Origin of the sequence: Streptomyces sp. NPDC000594, assembly GCF_040299965.1 — a bacterium.
Lineage (GTDB): Bacteria > Actinomycetota > Actinomycetes > Streptomycetales > Streptomycetaceae > Streptomyces.
In genome coordinates this window covers 78,353-97,149 of record NZ_JBEPCY010000010.1, presented here as the reverse complement: position 1 = coordinate 97,149, position 18,797 = coordinate 78,353, and the positions used below count along the sequence as shown (strand labels likewise).

General features: G+C 70.3%; 9 protein-coding genes and 1 pseudogene. 5 read left to right on the top strand and 5 right to left on the bottom strand.

Annotated features, from left to right (window positions below; all coding sequences use genetic code 11):
- Positions 1-177: 177 nt before the first annotated feature.
- Complete coding sequence (locus tag ABT354_RS16815) at positions 178-7,536, top strand: LamG domain-containing protein (RefSeq protein ID WP_351494271.1); 7,359 nt, start codon at positions 178-180, stop codon at positions 7,534-7,536.
- Between the two features lie 453 nt (positions 7,537-7,989).
- On the opposite strand, the gene ABT354_RS16810 is transcribed toward ABT354_RS16815, so the two are convergent.
- The 3 genes and pseudogenes from ABT354_RS16810 to ABT354_RS16800 all read right to left on the bottom strand — a co-directional run bounded on the left by ABT354_RS16810 (position 7,990) and on the right by ABT354_RS16800 (position 10,964).
- Positions 7,990-9,582, bottom strand: coding sequence for a recombinase family protein (locus ABT354_RS16810; protein ID WP_351494269.1), 1,593 nt, complete (start codon positions 9,580-9,582; stop codon positions 7,990-7,992).
- 70 nt (positions 9,583-9,652) lie between these two features.
- Positions 9,653-10,117: pseudogene (rsgA, locus tag ABT354_RS16805) on the bottom strand (GTPase RsgA); the annotation flags it as partial.
- Between the two features lie 454 nt (positions 10,118-10,571).
- Complete coding sequence (locus tag ABT354_RS16800; RefSeq protein WP_351494267.1) at positions 10,572-10,964, bottom strand: PPOX class F420-dependent oxidoreductase; 393 nt, start codon at positions 10,962-10,964, stop codon at positions 10,572-10,574.
- Positions 10,965-11,046: 82 nt separating this feature from the next.
- Here ABT354_RS16800 and ABT354_RS16795 point away from each other — a divergent pair, with 82 nt between their 5' ends.
- Both ABT354_RS16795 and ABT354_RS16790 read left to right on the top strand, forming a co-directional pair.
- On the top strand, positions 11,047-11,571 hold the full coding sequence (locus tag ABT354_RS16795) for a hypothetical protein (protein ID WP_351494265.1): 525 nt from the start codon (positions 11,047-11,049) through the stop codon (positions 11,569-11,571).
- Positions 11,572-11,637: 66 nt separating this feature from the next.
- On the top strand, positions 11,638-12,204 hold the full coding sequence (locus tag ABT354_RS16790) for a TetR/AcrR family transcriptional regulator (RefSeq protein ID WP_351494263.1): 567 nt from the start codon (positions 11,638-11,640) through the stop codon (positions 12,202-12,204).
- A 259-nt stretch (positions 12,205-12,463) separates the two neighbouring features.
- Here the strand turns inward: ABT354_RS16790 and ABT354_RS16785 are convergent, their stop codons facing one another.
- On the bottom strand, positions 12,464-13,636 hold the full coding sequence (locus ABT354_RS16785) for a Dyp-type peroxidase (protein ID WP_351494261.1): 1,173 nt from the start codon (positions 13,634-13,636) through the stop codon (positions 12,464-12,466).
- Between the two features lie 107 nt (positions 13,637-13,743).
- Here ABT354_RS16785 and ABT354_RS16780 point away from each other — a divergent pair, with 107 nt between their 5' ends.
- Positions 13,744-15,102 carry a right-handed parallel beta-helix repeat-containing protein gene (locus ABT354_RS16780; RefSeq protein ID WP_351494259.1) on the top strand — a complete coding sequence of 453 codons (1,359 nt, stop codon included), beginning with the start codon at positions 13,744-13,746 and terminating at the stop codon, positions 15,100-15,102.
- A gap of 7 nt (positions 15,103-15,109) precedes the next feature.
- Here ABT354_RS16780 and ABT354_RS16775 read toward each other — a convergent pair whose 3' ends face one another.
- Complete coding sequence (locus ABT354_RS16775; protein WP_502983437.1) at positions 15,110-15,829, bottom strand: hypothetical protein; 720 nt, start codon at positions 15,827-15,829, stop codon at positions 15,110-15,112.
- Between the two features lie 337 nt (positions 15,830-16,166).
- Here ABT354_RS16775 and ABT354_RS16770 point away from each other — a divergent pair, with 337 nt between their 5' ends.
- Entirely contained in the window at positions 16,167-18,698 is a 2,532-nt protein-coding gene (locus ABT354_RS16770) for an SdrD B-like domain-containing protein (protein WP_351494255.1), read from the top strand.
- Positions 18,699-18,797: the final 99 nt, after the last annotated feature.

Below are 18,797 nucleotides of genomic sequence, written 5' to 3'. Positions count from 1 at the left end.
CTTTGGCCTTGTGTTCGATATTCGGTGGGGGTGGGGTGTGGTCTGCTGTGCCCGGCCTCGTGTTGACCGCGTCTTTGCCGCTCCTTGGGGGCGGCTTCTTTCTGTTGTCCCGGTGTTTGCTCCACCCGTCTGTCCCACGCCTTGCTTCGCAGGGGTGGCCTGTCCGAGGGATGGTTCATGAGCACGGCTGATCAGAGTCTGGTGAAGATCTACAGCGACCGCACCTATACCCATACGACGATGGTGCGGCATCAGGGCACGGTGATCGCCTTCGCGGTCGACGACAAACGCAGAATCGTTTACACGGTCCTCGACCTTTCCTCCTATGACGAGGCGAAGGGCGAGCTGGATGTCGCGTACTGGTCGGAGAACCCGGCCGAGTTACCGTTCCCCGGCGAGGTGGTGAAGGTCGGCTACGCGGTGGCCGGCGCGACCGCGATGCCGGTGGTGAAGAAGGGCAGTAAGACCGAGGCCGGACCGGCGGATGTCCTCACCCCGGAAGAGATTGATCCGTTCCTGTCGTCGACGGCGCGGCTGACCGCGCCCGATGCGCCGTTCCAGGTGATCTCGGACGGCTCGCATGTGGTGGTGCTGCGGCAGGCCATCGACGCGAGCCACACGGACGCGGTGTTCGCCCTCGCCGACGGTATCGGCTCCACCGGGGACCGTGCCCGGCCGGATGTGGTGACGACGGGTACTCCTCTGGTGCCGGCGCCGGTGGTGGACGGGACGCTGCTGTGCGACCGGTTCCTGCTGGTCGGCGGGCGTCTGAAGCCGGTGGCAGAGGTGCGGTTCAAGCGGAGCCGGCACAAGACCGTGCCCGCGTCGGAGAAGGACAGTCTGGGCCCCGCCGACATGGACGGGAAGGCGTTCTTCGAGCCGACCCAGGAGCTGGACCTAGTCCGGAACCTGACGGGGGGCCGGTTCACCGCCGTCCTGACCCCGACGGCGGTGCAGGGGCAGCAACGGTGGCAGTTCTTCGCCCACAACAGCATCACCGGGCGCATCGACTCGTTCAACATCGAGCAGGACCCGGACGGCCTGTTCAATACCCAGGGCAGCCGCTACTGGACCAGCCCCGACCCCAAGTACCGGGGGTCGGTGTACGAGCGGGCGCCGGGCACCTGCCCGTTCACCGGCAAGCCCCTGGTCCCGCTGGTCCCCGACACCCGGCACGCCGAGACCGCGCTCCACTTCGACGGCACAGGCGACTATCTGAATGTCGGGGACGCGCCCGCGCTGAAGTTCCAGGGCAGGGCCTATGCGGTGGAGGCGTGGGTCAAACCCGGGGCGGCGGGCGGTCCGGTCCTCGCCCGGTGGAACGGTCCGGAGCAGGGCGGTTTCCAGTTACGGATCACCGAAACCGGTCAGGTGGCGCTCGATCACGGCGGCGGCACCCTCACCTCCGAGCAGACCATCGCGCCGGACAGTTGGGCGCATATCGCCGCCTCGTTCGACGGCACCGTCGCCACCCTCTACATCGACGGCGCCTTCAGCGGCAGCAAGGTCCTGCCGGCCTCCGGTGACGAGTCAGCGCTCGTACACATCGGGGCCAGGGAACACGGTCCGTTCTACAGCGGGACCATCGACGAGCTGCGGATCTGGAACCGGGCCAGGCACCAGCAGGAGATCGCCGGGGAGCTGGCGTACCGGCTGATCGGCAACGAGCCCGGTCTGGTGGCCTACTACCGCTTCGACGAGGCCGACGGCACCACCGCCCACGACCAGACCGACACCGCCGCCCACGCCCATCTGGACTCCCCTCCGCAATGGGTGGCCTCCTCCGCCCCGGTCGGTGACCACCCCGGGGTCCGCCGTGACAGCTTCACCGTCGACGGCCGCGACACCGTCTCCGGCCTCGCCGCCACGCTCTACTACCAGCAGGAGGACGCCGCATCCGGCTACCGGGCCGATGCGCAGCCCGTCAAACGCCAGGCGAGGGTCCTGCTCGCCTTCGCCACCCGCCTCACCGGGAACACGGCGGCCGAGGCGTACATCGCGAGTATCGACTTCGGCGTCGGGATCGACGGACGGCTCGCGGACATCCCCGACGTGGTCCCCCTGGCCGAGCTGGGCCTGGCCCAGGAGCAGAGCATGGACAGGGCCAAAAACCTGGAGGGGATCATCATCCCCGGGTTGGAGGAGCAGGCGGCCGGGATCCAGAAGCTCATCGACCCTCTGGTGACCGAGGGGCTGCGGCTGGACTCGCAGATCTCGGGCATCCAGAGCGGGAACCGGGACGCACTCGGATGGACCTACAAGATGCAAGGCAGGGTACATCGCTGGGATGGCCAGTGGTGGGCGCTGCCGCTCACCGGGGTGGCCGGACGCTACGGCAACCCTGCCGTGGCTCTGTACGGCGTCAACCTGCCCGGCGACTTCCCGACGACCATCCTCATGCCGAGGGAGGAGGGCATACAGATTGAAGCCGTAGGGTGCGAGTACACCGATCCGGTGCCTGAAAGTGCCCGTTGGTACATCGACGGCTCCTTCCCGGGATCCTTCCGTCTGCAGCACGCCATCGACGACACATGGCTGATCATGGCCAGCAGGGGGGGTGCAACCGAGCCCGGCGAGGCCAATAATGGCACGCTGATTTCAGGAACGCCGGTAGGACCGGCGCCCACTCCGCAGCTGGCTTCCCTGATGGCCCGCCGGGCCGAGGTCACCTCCGAGCTCGACAAACTGAACGGGGACCTTCTCGCCAAGCGGGCGGAGATCAAGTCCGCCAAGGACGAGTTGAACCGGCTCCTGGGCATCGGCGATGTCGCCCTGGCCCCGATCAGTGTCGACGTGGCCGGTCTGAGCTGCGCCGGGGGGCTGCTGAAGTTCGCGCGCACCGACACCGCGCCGTTCCTGATGGACGGTGCGGACGGGCGGGTGGCGCTCTACTTCCGGGGCGCGAACGGCCAGTTCTTCGCCGCCTACCTCGACACCGGCACCCTGCGGGGTGTGCAGCAGCTGACCGGCGGCGGGCAGACGCTCCAGTTCACCGCCCGGGACCCCGGGGTGGACCTGAACGGCATGACCATCGAGGTCGCCGACCACATCAGGAACGAGGCCGCCGTCGGCCGGCTGTGCGATCTGACGATCACCCGCGGCAAGGATAGTGAGACGTTCCCCGGGGTGCCGCGCGCGGCACGGGAGCTGGCCGCGGTGGTTAACGGGACGCCCGGTGAAAGTGTCCCGGTGGGCACGGTGGACTCGGTCCAGGGCACGGTGGTCACCTTCGCCGTCGGCACCCCCGTCGCGCTGCCCGACGCCGGGTATCTGAAGATCGGGGACATCTGCTACCGGGTGACCGGTGCCGTTGCCCCGGGCGCCACCAGGGTGACCGTGACCACCGCACCACCCGCCGCCCCGGCGGGGTCGGTGGTGTCCCTGGTCCCCTACGACTCCGCCCTGGCCACCGCCTCCCGCCCGGGTGCCTCGCTCGCCAAGGGGTCGCGTTGGGTCACGGTCAGCGCTTCCAAAGCCGATAACGCCGTACCGAACGGCACCGCCACCGTCCGAGTCACCGGCTACGGCGTCCGCTGGAGCGGGGATTCCCCAGGCCGGGCCTTCATCTTCGACGGCAAAGCCCAGTTCCTCGCCCTGCCGGACAGCCTGCTGCCGCAGGTCGCCACTCCGGCCGGGGACCTGACCGCCGAGGCGTGGATCAAACCCGACATCCCGGAGTCCTCCGCCGGACGGGTGATCCACCTCAACCAGGCAGGAACCAGGGCCACGCTCAGCCTGGCCCCTGTTGCCCTGTCCGGCGGCGCCACCTTCGACCCCGCCGACAAGCAGACCGTCATCATCGACCCCTGGAACCCCCTGGCAGGGGACTTCACCATCGAATGCTGGCTCAACCGAGTCAACTCCGAAGGCCCGAACCCCGTCGTCGGCATCGAGGACAACGTCCTGGTGATGGGCTTCACCGATGACGGAAAGTTCGAGTTCAGCCTCCAGAACGGCTCCGGCACGGTCGATGCCCTCACCACGGATGCCGTCTGCCCGGCGGGCGAGTGGCACCACTGGGCCGTCACCTTCGACCACACCACACGCATCCAGACCATCGTGCGGGACGGCGTCGAAGTGGCCCGCCGAACGGCGGCCAACCTGCCGGGGCAACGGGCCAACGTGGTCGTCGGACGCGACGCCAAGTCCCCGTTCCGGCGCTACTCGGGGAGCATCGCGGAACTCCGGGGCTGGAACATCGTCCGGTCCGCCTCGGAGATCAACGACGACAAAGAGCGCAGGATCACCGGAAGCGAACCCGGCCTGGTGGGATCCTGGATATGGGACCCCCACCAGAGCGGCAACAACAAGCTGGTCGACCTCAGCGGGCAGAACCTGCACGGCAGCTCCGCCCCCGGTCCCGCAGCCGGTGACTCCGCCATCTCCGACTACCACGTCGTGGCAGCGGTCGGGGACAAAGTGCGCCAGAGCCGCGACATCTACTCCTTCGGACAGTGGGCCCACCTGGCGGCGGTGTACGAGCAGTCGTGGGCGCTACGGTTCGACGGCTCCTCGTGGGCGGAGACCCCGGACGCCGACCAGCTCGACATCACCGGTGATCTGACGATCGAGGTGTTCGCGACCATCGACACCATCGGCACCCGGCAGGGCCTCCTGTCCAAGGGGCGGCTCGCCGACGGAGCCGGCGGCAGCGTCCCCTACCAGCTCTCCGTCCTCGCGAACGGGAAGCTGGAGTTCGCGTTCGAGGAACCCGGACCCGCCGTCAAGCGGTTCACCTCCTCCACCGCGCTGACCGCCGGTTTCCACCGCATCGCCGTCGTGCGCCGCGCCGGACGCACCACCAAGGAGGTCAAGAGCACCCGCGACTTCCCCATCACCGACAGTGACGGGAACACCACCGTGCAGAAGCTCGATGTGATCGAGCGGGTGGACGTCGAGGAATGGCAGGACATCCAGTTCTATGTCGACGGCCACGATCACGGCACCACCCGCTACACCGGCCCCGGCCCGCAGGGCAACGACGGCGTACTGGAGATCGGCCGCGCCCAGGACGGCACCACCCGCTACCCGCTGACTGGCACGGTCGGCGAAGTCCGCATCTGGGGCAAAGCGCGGGACACCGACCGGCTCGGCACCCCCCTCCAGCCCCGTGACGAGGCCCTCCTCGCCCGCTGGACGTTCGAGGAGAACACCGGCAACACCACCACCGACCCCGTCGGCGGATTCGACCTCAAACTCCGCGGCGCCCGCTGGGCCCCCGACCCCGACCCCAGCGCCTCCGCCTTCACCCTCTACCGCAACGGCCAGCCCATCCCCACCGACACCCCCGACCCCAACCCGCTGAACGACTGGGGTGACGACCAGCTCACCTTCGCCGCCTTCAAGAAGTCCGGCACCTACAGGAACTTCTACGGCGGCACCCTCGAAGAGGTGCGGCTGTGGCGCACCGCCCGCAGCCCCGAGCAGATCCTCGACAGCCTCTTCACCCGCCTCAAGGGCGACAAGGAAGATCTGCTCGGGTACTGGCCCTTCGACGACGCCTCCACCGCGGTCACCGCCGAATCCGTCGCCGACCAGTCCCTGCGCGGCAACAACCTCGACCTGGGCACCGACACCACCCGCCCCAAGACCCTGCTGTCCACCGCACCCGTGTCCACCGACACCGCCGCCGTCCGCTCCGCCCTCTCCGGTGTTCGCACCCCCTTCCAGGAACTGATCTCCACCCCGCCCGCCGCCGGCGAGTACGCCGACGTCCAGTACACCCCCGCCGGTGAGACCCGCGGCGTCCTCAAGCGCGCCTACAGCCACACCACCGACGGCACCTGGCATCTGACCACCGGCTACAAGGTCGGCGACCTCATCAGCGAATGGGCCGGCCAGGTCCAGTTCGACCCCCAGCTCATCGGCTACATCGAAGGCGCACCCCCCGTCCCCTCCGAGAACCTCACCTCCACCACCCATGATCCGGAGGGCTGCTCCAGCGTCACTTTCCGCCAGGCCGAGACCGTCACCTCCACCCTGTCCTCCGACACGGAGAAGAGTGTCAACACCGCCTTCCACCTCGCGGCCGGGGTGGAGGTGGACGAGCACATCCTGCTGCTGACCGCGCCGCTCGGGTTCGGCACCGCCGAACCGCTGGCCCAGGTCACCGTCCGGGCCAAGGTCGGCGGCAGCCTGGAATTCTCCAACGCCTGGACGGACGAGACCAGCGTCTCCCAGGGCACCACCACCGAACGCGACACCTCCGCCACCCTCACCGGCCACTGGGAAGACCCCAACCACATCCTCAACAAGGCCATCGGCAAACGCTACGTCCCCGCCAACACCGGCTACGCGCTCGTCCAGTCCGAGACCGCCGACGTCTACGCCCTGCGACTCGCCCACACCGGCGCGCTGGTGGCGTACCGGATGCTCCCGAACCCGGACATCCCCAAGGACTGGAACATCATCGACTTCCCCCTCAACCCCCAATACACCAAACAGGGCACCCTCGACGGCGCGGTCGGCTCCGACGACCACGGCAAAGTCCTCGACCCCGCCTACCCGAACGCGACCGTGTACGGGGAGTACAGCTACTTCAAACCCCGCGAAGCGTACGCGCTGAAGCGGCGCATCCTGCGCGAAAGCCAGGAGCTGGAGAGCTACTACAACAACGTCTCCACCGACACCGGGGACAGCGACCCCACCGCCGGCCGGGCCCAGCGCCTCCTGGAGTCCTTCTCCGGCCCCCTGCCACCGGCACCCGACAAGAGCGCGCCGTCACAGTCGCAGGACGCCTTCGCCAACCGCAACATCGCCAACACCTACGTCTGGACCGCCGACGGCGGCTTCTTCGCCGAATCCACCAGCACCGTCGACGTCGTCACCCAGACCACCGGCGGCTCCTACAGCCTCTCCGGCTCCGTCACCGCCTCCGTCGACATCGGCTTCGAAATCGCCGGCGTCGGCGCCGGAGTCCAGTTCGACGCCTCCGTCGGCGGCGGCATGACCGTCACCCGCCACCGCTCCAAGGAATCCACCCGCACCCACAGCCTCGACATCGTCTGCAACCCCACCCGCGACCTCCAGCAGTACGACAGCGCGGGCAAACCCCAATACGACACCACCGGCAAACCTCTGCTGGCCCCGGGCAAGGTCGACGCGTACCGCTTCATGACCTTCTACCTCGGCCAGGACAACACCCACTTCGACGACTTCTACAACAAAGTCGCCGACCCCACCTGGCTCGCAGGCAGCAACGACGCCGCAGCCGCCGCCCTCCGACAGGCCCGCCAGAGCGATGCCAAACCCCCCTGCTGGCGCATCCTCCACCGCGTCACCTACATCTCCCGCATCCTCCCCGCCATCCCCAGCAGCACCGCACCTCCGCTGGAGAAAGCCCTCCACGACATCGACATCCCCAGCAACTACCAGCTCATCCAACGCCTCGACCCCTACACCTCCACCGCCACCGGCTCCCTCGGCGAACTCTCCACCGCCACCCGCGCAGCCCTCACCACCCACCTCCCCCAACTCCTCCCCCACGCCGACCAGATCGTCCAGTTCCTCGCCGACTACTACGGCATCAGCGACTGACAGCGAGAACGCGACGCGGTACCGCCCGGGCAACCCCTCGACCCTGAGCGGAAGGTCTCGCCGGGCGGTACAACATGATGTGCGGCCGGTCCGGATCCCCATAGTCCCGATCGCCCCCGGAACTGCCCCCGGACACCCGTCCGGGGGCAGTTCCGCACTCTCCAAAGCGCTGCCCGGCTCGGTCTCTCTGCTGGAGACTGTCGGGTTCCCACAACCTCGGCGACAGCAGGCCGTGACTGAGAAGTGCGGCGTGTGACCACCCCCTGGCACGCTCGCCGCGCACATGGCCACCCCTTGGCCACCCCTGGCTCACGCGCCCTCCGTTCAGGGGTCCGGCAGCTCCGTCCCCTTGCCCCGGAAAAGCGAAAAACCCCAGGTCACGGCGAGTGAGTCCTGGGGTCCTTCAGAGCCGCCTTCGGGATTCGAACCCGAGACCTACGCATGACGAGTGCGTCAGGCAACCCATTCCGGTACCAATCGGTCCAGCATCGGGGTACGGTCCCCCCAAGTTCGAGCAGGAATGATCGTCAGAGAGGTCATGACGCAGCCCAGGAGCATGCGGCGGTCCTCGATCGTGGACTCCGCCCAGGCTTCCGCCAGTGCCTCACCGTCGGCGAAGAAGATGGAGAGGTCGGCTTCCCGGACGAGTTCAGCGGCTTCGATCTCCAGCGACTCGATCGCCGCCGACTGGTCGGCCCACAGGGTTTTGAACCGGTCCTCCGCGAGCATGCCCTCGACGTAGAAGTCGTGTTCCAGCTTGTCCCTGCGCTGCTTGGCCGCGTCCAGGGCCGCCATGACGTCCTCGCGGCGGGCCTGCTTCTCCACATCGTGGAGGACCGCCCAGCGGCGGACGATGGCGTCGAGGCCCGCTGATCCGTGGTCGAGGGCGGTGACATGGCTCAGCCACATCGCCTCGACCGCTGCGTCGATGCGGGGCGCGCGGACCACCACTCCCGGGCACGCCTCCACCCCGTACACCGAGCGGGTACGGCACCGGTACATCCGGTTGGCCTCGCTGCCGCTGCCGTTCATGGCCTTCCGGCAGTGAGGGCAGGACAGGAAGCCACCGAGGAAGGTCGTGTGGGGCCGCTTCCCACGAGAGCCCCCGCCCATCCGGGTGATCCGTGCCTCGAACAGCGCGAGGATCCGGAGCCGCTCCCCCGGACTCACGACGCCGACGCCGATCACCACCGGGTTGCCCTCGACGTCCCGTACGGGTTCGGGGGAGGGAAGCCAGACGTCCAGCGGCTGGCCGAACTCGTCGTGCAGCCGCTCCTTCGCCGGCAGGAGACCCGCCCAGGCGGGTGAGCGGACCATCCGGGTGATCGTCCGGGCGTCCCACCGGGCACCGTCGCGGGTCCTGATGCCGTCGTGGTTCAGCCCGTGGGCCACGCGCATCGCCGACTTTCCGGCGAGGAGTTCGTCGGCTATGCGGCGTGCGTGCGGGTACTCCGCCGGCTCGGGTTCGATGCGTCCCGAGCCCAGGGGCGAGCGGACGCCGTACGGGGTGCGGCCACCCGGCCAGCGGCCCGCCGTGCGCGCGGCGGTCTTGCCGGTGGTCACCCGCAGGGTGAGGTCCTTGATCTCGTCGCGGGCGCGCTCGGCCAGGATCGCGAAGACGATCCGGTTGCCCGGCTGACTGGAGTCCAGGTTCTCCTGGAGGACGTAGAGGCGGGCCCGGCGGCGGTCGAACTCGTCCAGTGCCGCGCCGACGGCGGCCATGCCCCGGCGGTCGAAGCGGTCCGTCTTCCACACCGCGAGCGTCTTGACCTCGCCGGCCATGACGGCGGCCATCGCCTTGTCGAGCTTCTCGCGCCGGACGTGCTGCTTGGAGGCGCTCCGCTGCTCCAGCCACACCTTGCGGACCGTGAGCCCTTGCCGCGCCATCTCCCGGCGCAGATCACGGGCGTGCTGCCGGAGGGTCTCGACGGTCTCCCGCTTCTTGCTCCGGCGAAGGTAGAGGTCGACAAGCTCCTCGGGCGTCTTCCCCACCAGTTCCTCGGGACTGGCGTCCCGGAACTCCTCCACCACCGCATTTTTGGCCATATAGCCCTCCTACACCACAGATCCGGCCGGCCCAAACGGCATCCGTGCAGGTGAGGGGCATGCTGTTTTACGCGGCACTCTCCCAGGCCAGGGCGAGGAAGCGTTCGATCCGGCCGAGGTCCAGTTCGACGGCGAGGGAGACCGCGATGACCGCGTGGTCGACATTGGCGGCGAGGATCTGCCCCTCGGACCGCCGGGACGAGGTGGAGCGGACGAAGGCGGTCCGGCGCGGCAGATACGTCCGGACATAGCGGGGGTCGCCCGCGGGGTCGAGAACCGCCCAGTCCCCGGTGCAGACCACCCGCAGGGGGTCGTGCGGGGTGACGAACGCGGTGTCCGCCTGGGCCGGGCCCTCGGGCGTGATGAGATCGCAGTGCCCGCGATCGACCCGTACCACCCGGCCGGGAATCAGTCCCTGGGCGGCGTACGGGGCGAAGGCCGTGGCCCAGCCGTCGTCCCAGCCGTACGGGGTGAGAGCGGCCTCCACGTCGGCGGAGGCAGCGGAAGAAGACAGGTTCAGCGGAATGCTGGACAAGACGGGAACCCCTTACGAGGGTGAAGGGTGGTCCCGGCGAGCGCGCACGGCGGCGCGCGGAAGTGTGTGGGTGTCAGCCGGAGACCACAGAGGTGGGAACGATGAACTCCTGAGTGCGGGCAGCGCCCGAGACCGTGACCGTCATCACTGTCCTCACCTCCTGCTTCCTCGACGAACCGACAACCTGGCCAGGGTGGCACACGGCCTTCCCGGCGGAACGGGATGAAGACTAGACCCGCCCCGCCGACCCCCGCCACCCATTTACCGGCGGATGCCCCGGCACCCGGCCAACCGTCGGCCGTCCATCACACGGCGAGGCACATCCCGGCCGACGAGAGGACACGCGCACCGCCGTAAAGATCGCATGGAACCGCCCGACCGTGCTGCGGTGCTGTTGCAACTGGGCCGAAGGCCGGACCACGACTGCCGGCCACCTGGCTGCCCGGCCGCCCGGTCACTCGTCCAGCCGGATGCGGATGCCCACCGCGCGTCCGGAGCCGCGGCTCAGCCTGCTGCCGAGCAGTCCGACTCGGGCGGCCAGTCCGTACTTGCGCTTCATCAGGCCGGTGAAGTGGGCGCTCGCCTCCGGCGTCAGCACTTCGGCGAAGCCGGGCATCGAGGCACCGAGCGGCTTGCCCCGCCAGTCGCAGGGGCCGACCGTCACTCGGCCACCGTTACGGATCCGTTTCACCTTCCCGGCGTCCGCCGCGCTCCACACGGCCAGTGTCCGGCCGTCGAGCATCACCCAGACCGGGGTGGGGACCGCCCTGCCGTCCCGGCGGAAGGTGGTGAGGAGCAGGTACTTGCCGGCCGCCAACTCGCCCAGTGTCGTGTCAGTATGAGCCATGACAATAGAGTAACTGGTTAGTCAATTGGCCTGCCGACGGCACGGCCCAGCGATGCGAACGATGCAGTTGAAGGGAATCCGCATGGTGGGATTCGTATGGACCCTGCTCGCCGGCTTCGCGGTCGGGACCCCGGCGGTCACCGTGGGCCTCTCGCTCTCCCTGCCCGGTCCGGTCGCGCTGTTCGCGGTGCTGCTTGGTGCCGCCTGCTGCGTGGTGTTCGCGGTGTTCGCCATGGAACGCGCGCGGTTGCGCTGGCAGTCCTGGCGGGCCCGCCGGAAGTCGTCCGGGATACGGGCCGGTTCGCCGGGCTCATCCGTCGGCGGTGCACCCTCGGGCGGTGCGGCTCCCGTCGGGTCACCCTCGGGCGACCGGCTCGCCAGCACCGCGGGGCGGCGGGCGCGTCGCGTCTTCGAACGGTACGGCGTGGTGGGCTTCGGCATCGTCGCGCCCGCACTCTTCGGCACCTGGGGCTCGTCCCTGCTCGGCGCCGCGTTGGGCATCCCCCGCTGGCGGCTGATCCGCTGGTTGATGGCCGGGGTCACCCTGTGGTGCACGGTCCTGCTGGTCGCGTCGGACGCCGCCTTCGACGCCTTCGGGATCGGATGACCGGTCGGTGCACAGGGCCTTCACGGGAGTGTGTCTAACTGGTTAGTCCCCGATACGATGGCCCGCATGTCCCGAGCCGACGCAACCAAGGACCGCATCCTCCAGGCCGCCACCGACGAGTTCGCCGCGCATGGCATCGCCGGAGCCCGGGTGGACCGGATCGCCAGGGCGGCGGCGGCCAACAAGAATCTCATCTACGTCTACTTCTCCAGCAAGGACCAGCTCTTCGACACGGTCTTCGACGCCCATGTCACCCACGGCCTGGACACGGTTCCCTTCACTCCCGATGACCTCCCCGGGTACGCGGGACGGCTCTTCGACTACTGCCAGCAACACCCCGAAGTCATCCGGCTCGCCACCTGGCACCGCATGGAGCGCGGCGACAGCCACGACCGGGACCCGGCAGTCGCGGCGCCGACGCGCGACGCCAAGCTGGAGGCGCTCGCCGCGGTGCAGAAGAAGGATGGCATCGGCGACGGCTTCACCCCCACCGCGTTGCTCACCCTCGTTCTGAGCCTCGCCCTCGCATGGAACCCGAGCAACCCCACCGGCATACCCACCTCCACGACCGAGGCCGAGAGCACCGGCGACCGCCGCCGGTCGATCATCAAGGCCGTGCGCCGCCTCCTGTGAGCCAGTCCCTGTTTACCCCAGCCCGGGTCGGAACGACTGTGGGACCGTGAGTCCCTGCCGTGCCATCTCCCGGCGCAGATCACGGGCGTGCTGCCGGAGGGTCTCGACGGTCTTCCGCTTCTTGCTCCGGCGAAGGTAGAGGTCGACAAGCTCCTCGGGCCTCCTCCCACCCGCAGGGGGTCGTGCGGGGTGACGAACGCGGTGTCCGCCTGGGCCGGGCCCTCGGGCGTGGTGAGATCGCAGTGCCCGCGGGTGCCGATCAGCCGAACAAGGGAGAGCCGAGCGGGCGCCGTGGGCCGTAGCCGGGGAGGATCAGGAAGGTCGCGCCGGCGGTGGTGGTGGTGAAGGGCAGCAGCGCGTCGGAGGTGTCCATGCGGGTCAGCGTGGCCGTGAACGTCCGCAGGTCGTTCTGGAAGCTGATGAAGAGCAGGCCGGGGACGGGATCGTCGATGCTGTAGGAGCGGCGGAGCATATGGCCGACGCCGACCACGGTGGGGTTCGCCCTGCGCACATGGGCGTCCGCGGGGATGAGATAGCGCCCGTCGGCCGTCTTGGCGCCGAGCCCGGGGGCATCGGCGACGCCGCCGCCGGAGAGGGGTGCGCCACTCGCCCGGCGCCGCCCGAAGACCGCCTCCTGCTCGGCCACGGACAGGGCGGCGAACCGCGTCAGATCGAGTTCCATGCGCCGCAGTACGGCCAGGGTGCCGCCGGCGACCCCGGGGGGTCCGGCCAGCCACAGGTCGCGTTCCTGCTCGGCGGGGGTGTGCGGGCCCACGATCCCGTCGATGAAACCGAGCACATTGCGCGGCGCGGAGCGGCCCTCGGCCACCGGCACCTCCGTACCGCGGCGTCCGAACTGCCGCCAGCGCTCCCGGATACGGTCGCCGGCCCGGTCCAGGAGGGCGGCGGCGACGACCGGGACGAGCGGGGCTTCACCGGCGCAGATCTGGATCAGCAGATCACCGCCGCGCGCCCGCGGGGCGATCCGCTCGCGGGAGAACGGTGGCAGGTCGGCCGCGCCGGGCAGTGCGGCGCCGACCGCCCGTACCAGCCGGGGACCCACACCGACGGTCACGGTCAGATCGCCCGGGGGCAGGCCCAGCAGCCGTGGGTCGGACCCGGCGGTGAGGGTGCGGACGGTCTCCCCGAGTTCCGCGAGCAACGGGCCGGGGGCCACCCCGGCACCGAGGTCGGCCACCAGGGCCAGCAGATGGGGCTGGGGCGACCGGGGCAGCGTCACGCCCGCCTGATGCCGGCCCGTCACCGGGACCGGCGCGGGCGCGGCCGGCGCGGAAGAGGCAGGCGCGGAAGGGGCCGGCCGGGCGGGCCGGGCGGAGTCCCCTGAACACCCGGAGAGGAGACCGGCGGCCACCGTGGCACCGGTGACATCGAGGAACGCGCGGCGCGACGGCGGCTGATCGGCGCGATGCATGAGGGGTACAGTGCCACACCCGATCCGTTTGTGCCGCCCAACCTCCGTACTGGGGAAGCGAGTTGGACATCCCGGCGGGGGGCTCGGCGCCGTGCCAGACTGGGATCATGTCTCGATTAGCTCTGCGTGTGATGGCCGCTGCCCTGGGCGCACTGACGCTGGTGACCGGCTGCACCGGTGGTGACGGTGGTGACAGCGGTGACGGCGACGGATCGGGCGAGGGCCGGCGGCCGGACGGCGCGCGGGTGACGATCCGGGTGCCCGGTGACGCCCCGACGATCTCGGCCGCGGTCTCCCTGGCCCGCCCCGGTGACCTGGTACTGGTGGCCCCGGGCGTGTACCGCGAGTCGGTGCGGATCGACACGGAGCGCGTCACGCTGCGGGGCGAGTCCCGGGCCGGGGTGGTCATCGACGGACAGGTGCGGCGGCCGAACGGTGTGGTCGTCAGGGCGCCCGGGGTGGCCGTGGAGAACCTGACCGTACGGAACAACACGCACAACGGGGTGCTGGTCACCGGTTCGGCGGCGGCAGCCGCCGGCCTGCCGGGGAGCGGCGGCTACGACATCGGCGACGAACCCGTACGCCTCCTGAAGTCGTTCCTGGTCTCGCATGTGACGGCCACCCGTAACGGCCTCTACGGCATTTACGCGTTCTCCGCGCGGAACGGGGTCATCGAGCGCTCCTACACCTCGGGCGGGGCGGACTCGGGGATCTATGTCGGCCAGTGCAGGCCGTGCCGGATCGTGGTACGGGACAACATCTCGGAACTCAACGCGGTCGGTTACGAGGGCACCAACGCCGGCGGCGATCTGTATGTGGTCGGCAACCGCCTGGTCGGCAACCGCGTCGGGCTGACCATCAACTCCGACCACCAGGAGAAACTGCTCCCGCAGCGGGACGCCGTCATCGCGGGCAACCTGATCGCGCACAACCAGCAGCGGCGGACCCCCGAACAGGCCGACGGCGGCTGGGGCGTCGGCATCGGCATCGACGGCGGCAGCGACAACCGGGTCATCCGCAACCGGGTCACCGGCCACACCGGCACCGGGCTCGTGATCACCGCGACCGCCGACCTGACGGCGGACCGCAACCGGATCACGGACAACACCTTCACCGCCAACGGCGTCGACATCGGCTGGACGTTCCCCACCACCACCCGGGGGCGGGGCAACTGCCTCGACGGGAACCAGCTGCGGACGACCGTGCCGAAGGGGATCGCGTCCACCGCCTCGTGCCCGGTCCCCGCCACGTCGCGCACGCCCTCCGGCAGCTGGCGGAGCCCGGCGGCACCCGCGGGCCTCCCCTTCACCGACGTGGCCGCGCCCGCCCCCCAGCCGGAGTTCCCGGGGGCCGGCACGGTCGGCGCCACCGTCGTACCGGACACTCCGGAGTTGCCGGCCGTCGCGGACATCGCCCTGCCGTCGCCGTCGCTGCTCGCCGACCGCGCGCGGGTGCGGACCCCATGAGCGGCGGCTACCGCGTCGGGGTGACACCCGGCAGCGGCCGGACGGGGAGGTACTTCTGGGTGTCGAAGTCGAAGACCACCGGCCGCGGCGCGGAGGCGATACCGGCCTCCACCCGGTACATGGTTCCGTCCGGGCCGATCCAGTAACGCACCTTCTGTGCCGTACCGGCACCGGTACCGCGACGGGGATCGGCACCCGCGCCGGCGCCGGCCCTGGCCTTGGCACGCGGCCCGTTCATGATGTCCGTCCGATGGCCGCGCACCCGCTCCCGCCCGACCCAGGCGGCGCCGTTCTGCGGCAGCAGCGCGGCGTTGTCCGGCCGGTCGCCGCCGAGGTCGAGGACGATGGCCAGCGCACTGTCCAGGGTCATGCCGGACGTCCGCAGCGGACGGCTGAACCACCCGGACGCGGGCGGCGACGCCGGTGCGACCGCCGGGGGTTTCACCATGGGGCGTACCAGGACGGTGGTGGCCGTCCACCGGATCAGCCCGGCACTGGAGGCGTCCCGCCCGGTGCCGCGCACCACCCCGTAACCGGTGTGTGTGCGGTAGTCGACGGATCCGGTGATGACCAGCCCGCCGCCGACATTCGGCACGGTGATCGTCACCGCCCGGCCGCCCGCGCGGTAGTTGAGGAATCGCGTGACCGACAGCCGGTTCACCTCGTCCGCGGTCAACGCCCGCGGGGTGACGGCGCCATCACCGTCGCCGTCGCCGTCGCCGAGCAGGACGACGAAGCCGGTCAGGGCGGCCGCCACACAGACGGCGGCGCCCGCCGCCCAGCGTAATCGCGGCCATCGACGACGCGGGCCCGTCGCCTCGCGCGCCCGGGGACGCCGCTTGCCGCCGGTGCCTCGCGCGCCGGTGCTCCGCGCCCCGGTGCCCCGCGCTCCACTGTCCCGCGCTCTGCTGCTCCACATGCTCCGCACGCGGCGGGAGCGTAACAGCTCCAGCCGAGCAACCCCACGAACTCCCGGACTCACCGGACGTGACGGCTCGTCAGCTGTATCCTCTGCGCGGAAGTTGTCCGATTGGCGTGAGCTTGTGGCGAGGTAAAGGAGCGCTATGCGATTACGGGTTCCACTGAGGTGGGGGCTGTCCGGACTGCTCCTGGTAGGAGCCGGTGCGGGTACCGCCCTCACCGGTGCCGAGCAGGCCGGAGCCGCGGCCCCCGACGGCACCCTGACCGTCGAGGTACTACGGGACTTCTTCGGCACCGGCGTGATCAACGCGACCATGGATGTGCCCCAGCGGGGAATGCGCGTCCAGGTCACCGACCTCGCGGGCAAGCGTGTCACCGGCGTCACGGATGTCACCGGAAGGGTCGTCGTGCCGCCGTCGAGCGAGCTGACCGGCGGCCGGTACCGGGTCGATGTCACCGTCCCGGAGCCCTACCGGGACCATCTGCGGGCGGCGCCCGCCTCGACCGCGCCGAACCACTTCGACAGCTTCACCTCGTTCGTGGACGTCTCGGACGGCAAGGACGACTCGGTGACCACCGGGGTCTGGAACCCGGCCGACTACGCACTGCCCGACTCCCGCTACTTCGTACCGATCCAGAGCGGCGCGGGCGGGACGGACACCCGGGCACTGGTGGCGTTCGGGACGGACGCCCGGGGCACCTGTCCCGAGCAGGAGAGCTGCCCGGAGGTCCTCAACACCCAGGACCAGGTGGGTACGACCTACGGGCTGGCCCACGACCGGTACCGCGACCGGCTGTTCCAGTCGGCGTTCGCCCGGCGGTACACCGAGTACGGGCCGAAGGGCGGTGGCGCGATCTATGTCACCCCGGCCCGCGGCGGCGGTGCCCCGACGCTGTTCGCGACGGTGCCGGGCGCCGCGGAGACTCCGCACGACACCAACAACCTGATCAAGGACGCCGGGTTCACCGAGGCCCCGGGCAAGGAGAGCATCGGCGGCCTGGCCCTGTCGGAGGACGGCTCGACCCTGTACGCGGTGAACCTGCTCACCCGTAGCCTGGTCACCTTTGACGCGACCGGGCCCACGGCCTCGGCGCCCGGGACGACCGTGCCGATCCCCGACCCGGGCTGCGCCTCGGCCGGGGACTGGCGCCCGTTCAGCGTGGCCGCCCACGACGGCAACCTGTACGTCGGGGGTGTGTGCAGCGCGGAGAGCACACAGAAGCGTGCGGATCTGAAGGCCGTCGTCGCCACCTATGACGGCGAGAAGTTCACCACCGTGCTGTCCCAGAAGCTGGACTTCGAGCGCGGGAGCGTGCTCACCGGCCTTTCCCACGAGCAGACCAGGTACTGGAACCCATGGAACACCGACCTGGAGGACTGGGACAGCTTCAGCGCCGGCGGCGCGATGATCAATCCGCAACCGGCGCTGGCCAGTATGGCCTTCGCCCGTGACGGCTCGCTGATCCTCGGCTTCCGTGACCGGTTCATGGATGTCGTGAGCTGGGGCGGGCTGGACCCGAGGCCGGGCCGGGACACACCGCAGAACGGCATGTCCGGCGGTGACATCAACATGGCCTGCGCCAGGCCCACCGGCGGGTACGACTGGGAAGGCACCGGAAGCTGCCCGGACCACGCCACGGACCCGGCCCTCGACGGGGTCCAGCCCGGCAGCGTCATCGAGTACTTCCCGGGCGACTACTTCCCGAACGGCGGCTCCGCGACCCGGCCGGGGCCGCACCAGGAGTCCGCGCTGGGGTCGGTCGCCTACATCCCGCAGCAGCAGTGGATCGTCAGCACCCAGATGGACCCGACCGGCCGGGTCATCACCAATGGAACCGGTTACTACAACGTCGCCACCGGCCTCGGCCCCGGCAATGACCCGGTGAACAACGCGTACGAGTTCATCGGTCCGAACCAGAACGGGTTCGGCAAGGCCGGTGGCCTCGGCGACATCGCGTACGCCGCGGCGAACGCGCCGATCCAGATCGGCAATGTGGTGTGGTACGACGGCGACCGCAACGGCCTCCAGGACCCGGGGCATGTGCTTCTGCCGGGTGCGACGATCAACCTCCTGGACGCCGACGGCAAGCAGGTCGCCACGACCACGACCGATGCCGCCGGTGAGTACTACTTCGGCGGGGTCGGCGCGGAGTACGAGCTGGCACCGGGCGCCAAGTACACCGTGCAGTTCGATGTGTGCACGGCGGACACCAGCAAGGTGCCGGGCCGGCCGGCCGCCACCGACCTGCGCTTCACTCTGCCGCGCGCCGGTGACGACCGGGTGCACGACTCCAATGTGACCCCACCGACCAGCGGCCGGCTCTGCAACGGGTACGCCCCGGTCACCGCGCCGGCCACGCCCGGCGGGGTCGATCACACGATCGACGCCGGTGTGCACATCCCGAAGCCGGAGTCGCCGACACCGCCGCCGTCCTCGTCCGCACCCCCGTCCCAGTCGCCGACACCGCCCGCGTCGCCGTCGCCGTCGTCGTCACAGCCGACGAGCCCGGCGCCCAGCAGTCCGTCACCGTCCGGGCGGCCACCCAAGGGTTCCCTCGGCAATACCGGTCTGCCCGGCGTCGGAGCCGTTCTCGCCCTCGCCGCCGTGCTGCTGGGCGCGGGTGCGGCAGCGGTCGTCGTCACCCGTCGGCGGCGGACGGGACACCGTCACTGACACCAGCCCCCGAAACGCCCGGAAACACCCGACGGGCCGGTGCGGCGCACCGGCCCGTCGGCCTGACCGGCTCCCGGCGGAACGCGGGAGCCGGCCCAC

Bases quoted from the DNA above. Each gene is read 5' to 3' on its own strand.
- ABT354_RS16770 (WP_351494255.1), top strand. From the start codon at position 16,167: ATGCGATTACGGGTTCCACTGAGGTGGGGGCTGTCCGGACTGCTCCTG.
- ABT354_RS16795 (WP_351494265.1), top strand. From the start codon at position 11,047: ATGGTGGGATTCGTATGGACCCTGCTCGCCGGCTTCGCGGTCGGGACC.
- ABT354_RS16790 (WP_351494263.1), top strand. From the start codon at position 11,638: ATGTCCCGAGCCGACGCAACCAAGGACCGCATCCTCCAGGCCGCCACC.
- ABT354_RS16800 (WP_351494267.1), bottom strand. From the start codon at position 10,964: ATGGCTCATACTGACACGACACTGGGCGAGTTGGCGGCCGGCAAGTAC.
- ABT354_RS16785 (WP_351494261.1), bottom strand. From the start codon at position 13,636: ATGCATCGCGCCGATCAGCCGCCGTCGCGCCGCGCGTTCCTCGATGTC.
- ABT354_RS16815 (WP_351494271.1), top strand. From the start codon at position 178: ATGAGCACGGCTGATCAGAGTCTGGTGAAGATCTACAGCGACCGCACC.
- ABT354_RS16780 (WP_351494259.1), top strand. From the start codon at position 13,744: ATGTCTCGATTAGCTCTGCGTGTGATGGCCGCTGCCCTGGGCGCACTG.
- ABT354_RS16810 (WP_351494269.1), bottom strand. From the start codon at position 9,582: ATGGCCAAAAATGCGGTGGTGGAGGAGTTCCGGGACGCCAGTCCCGAG.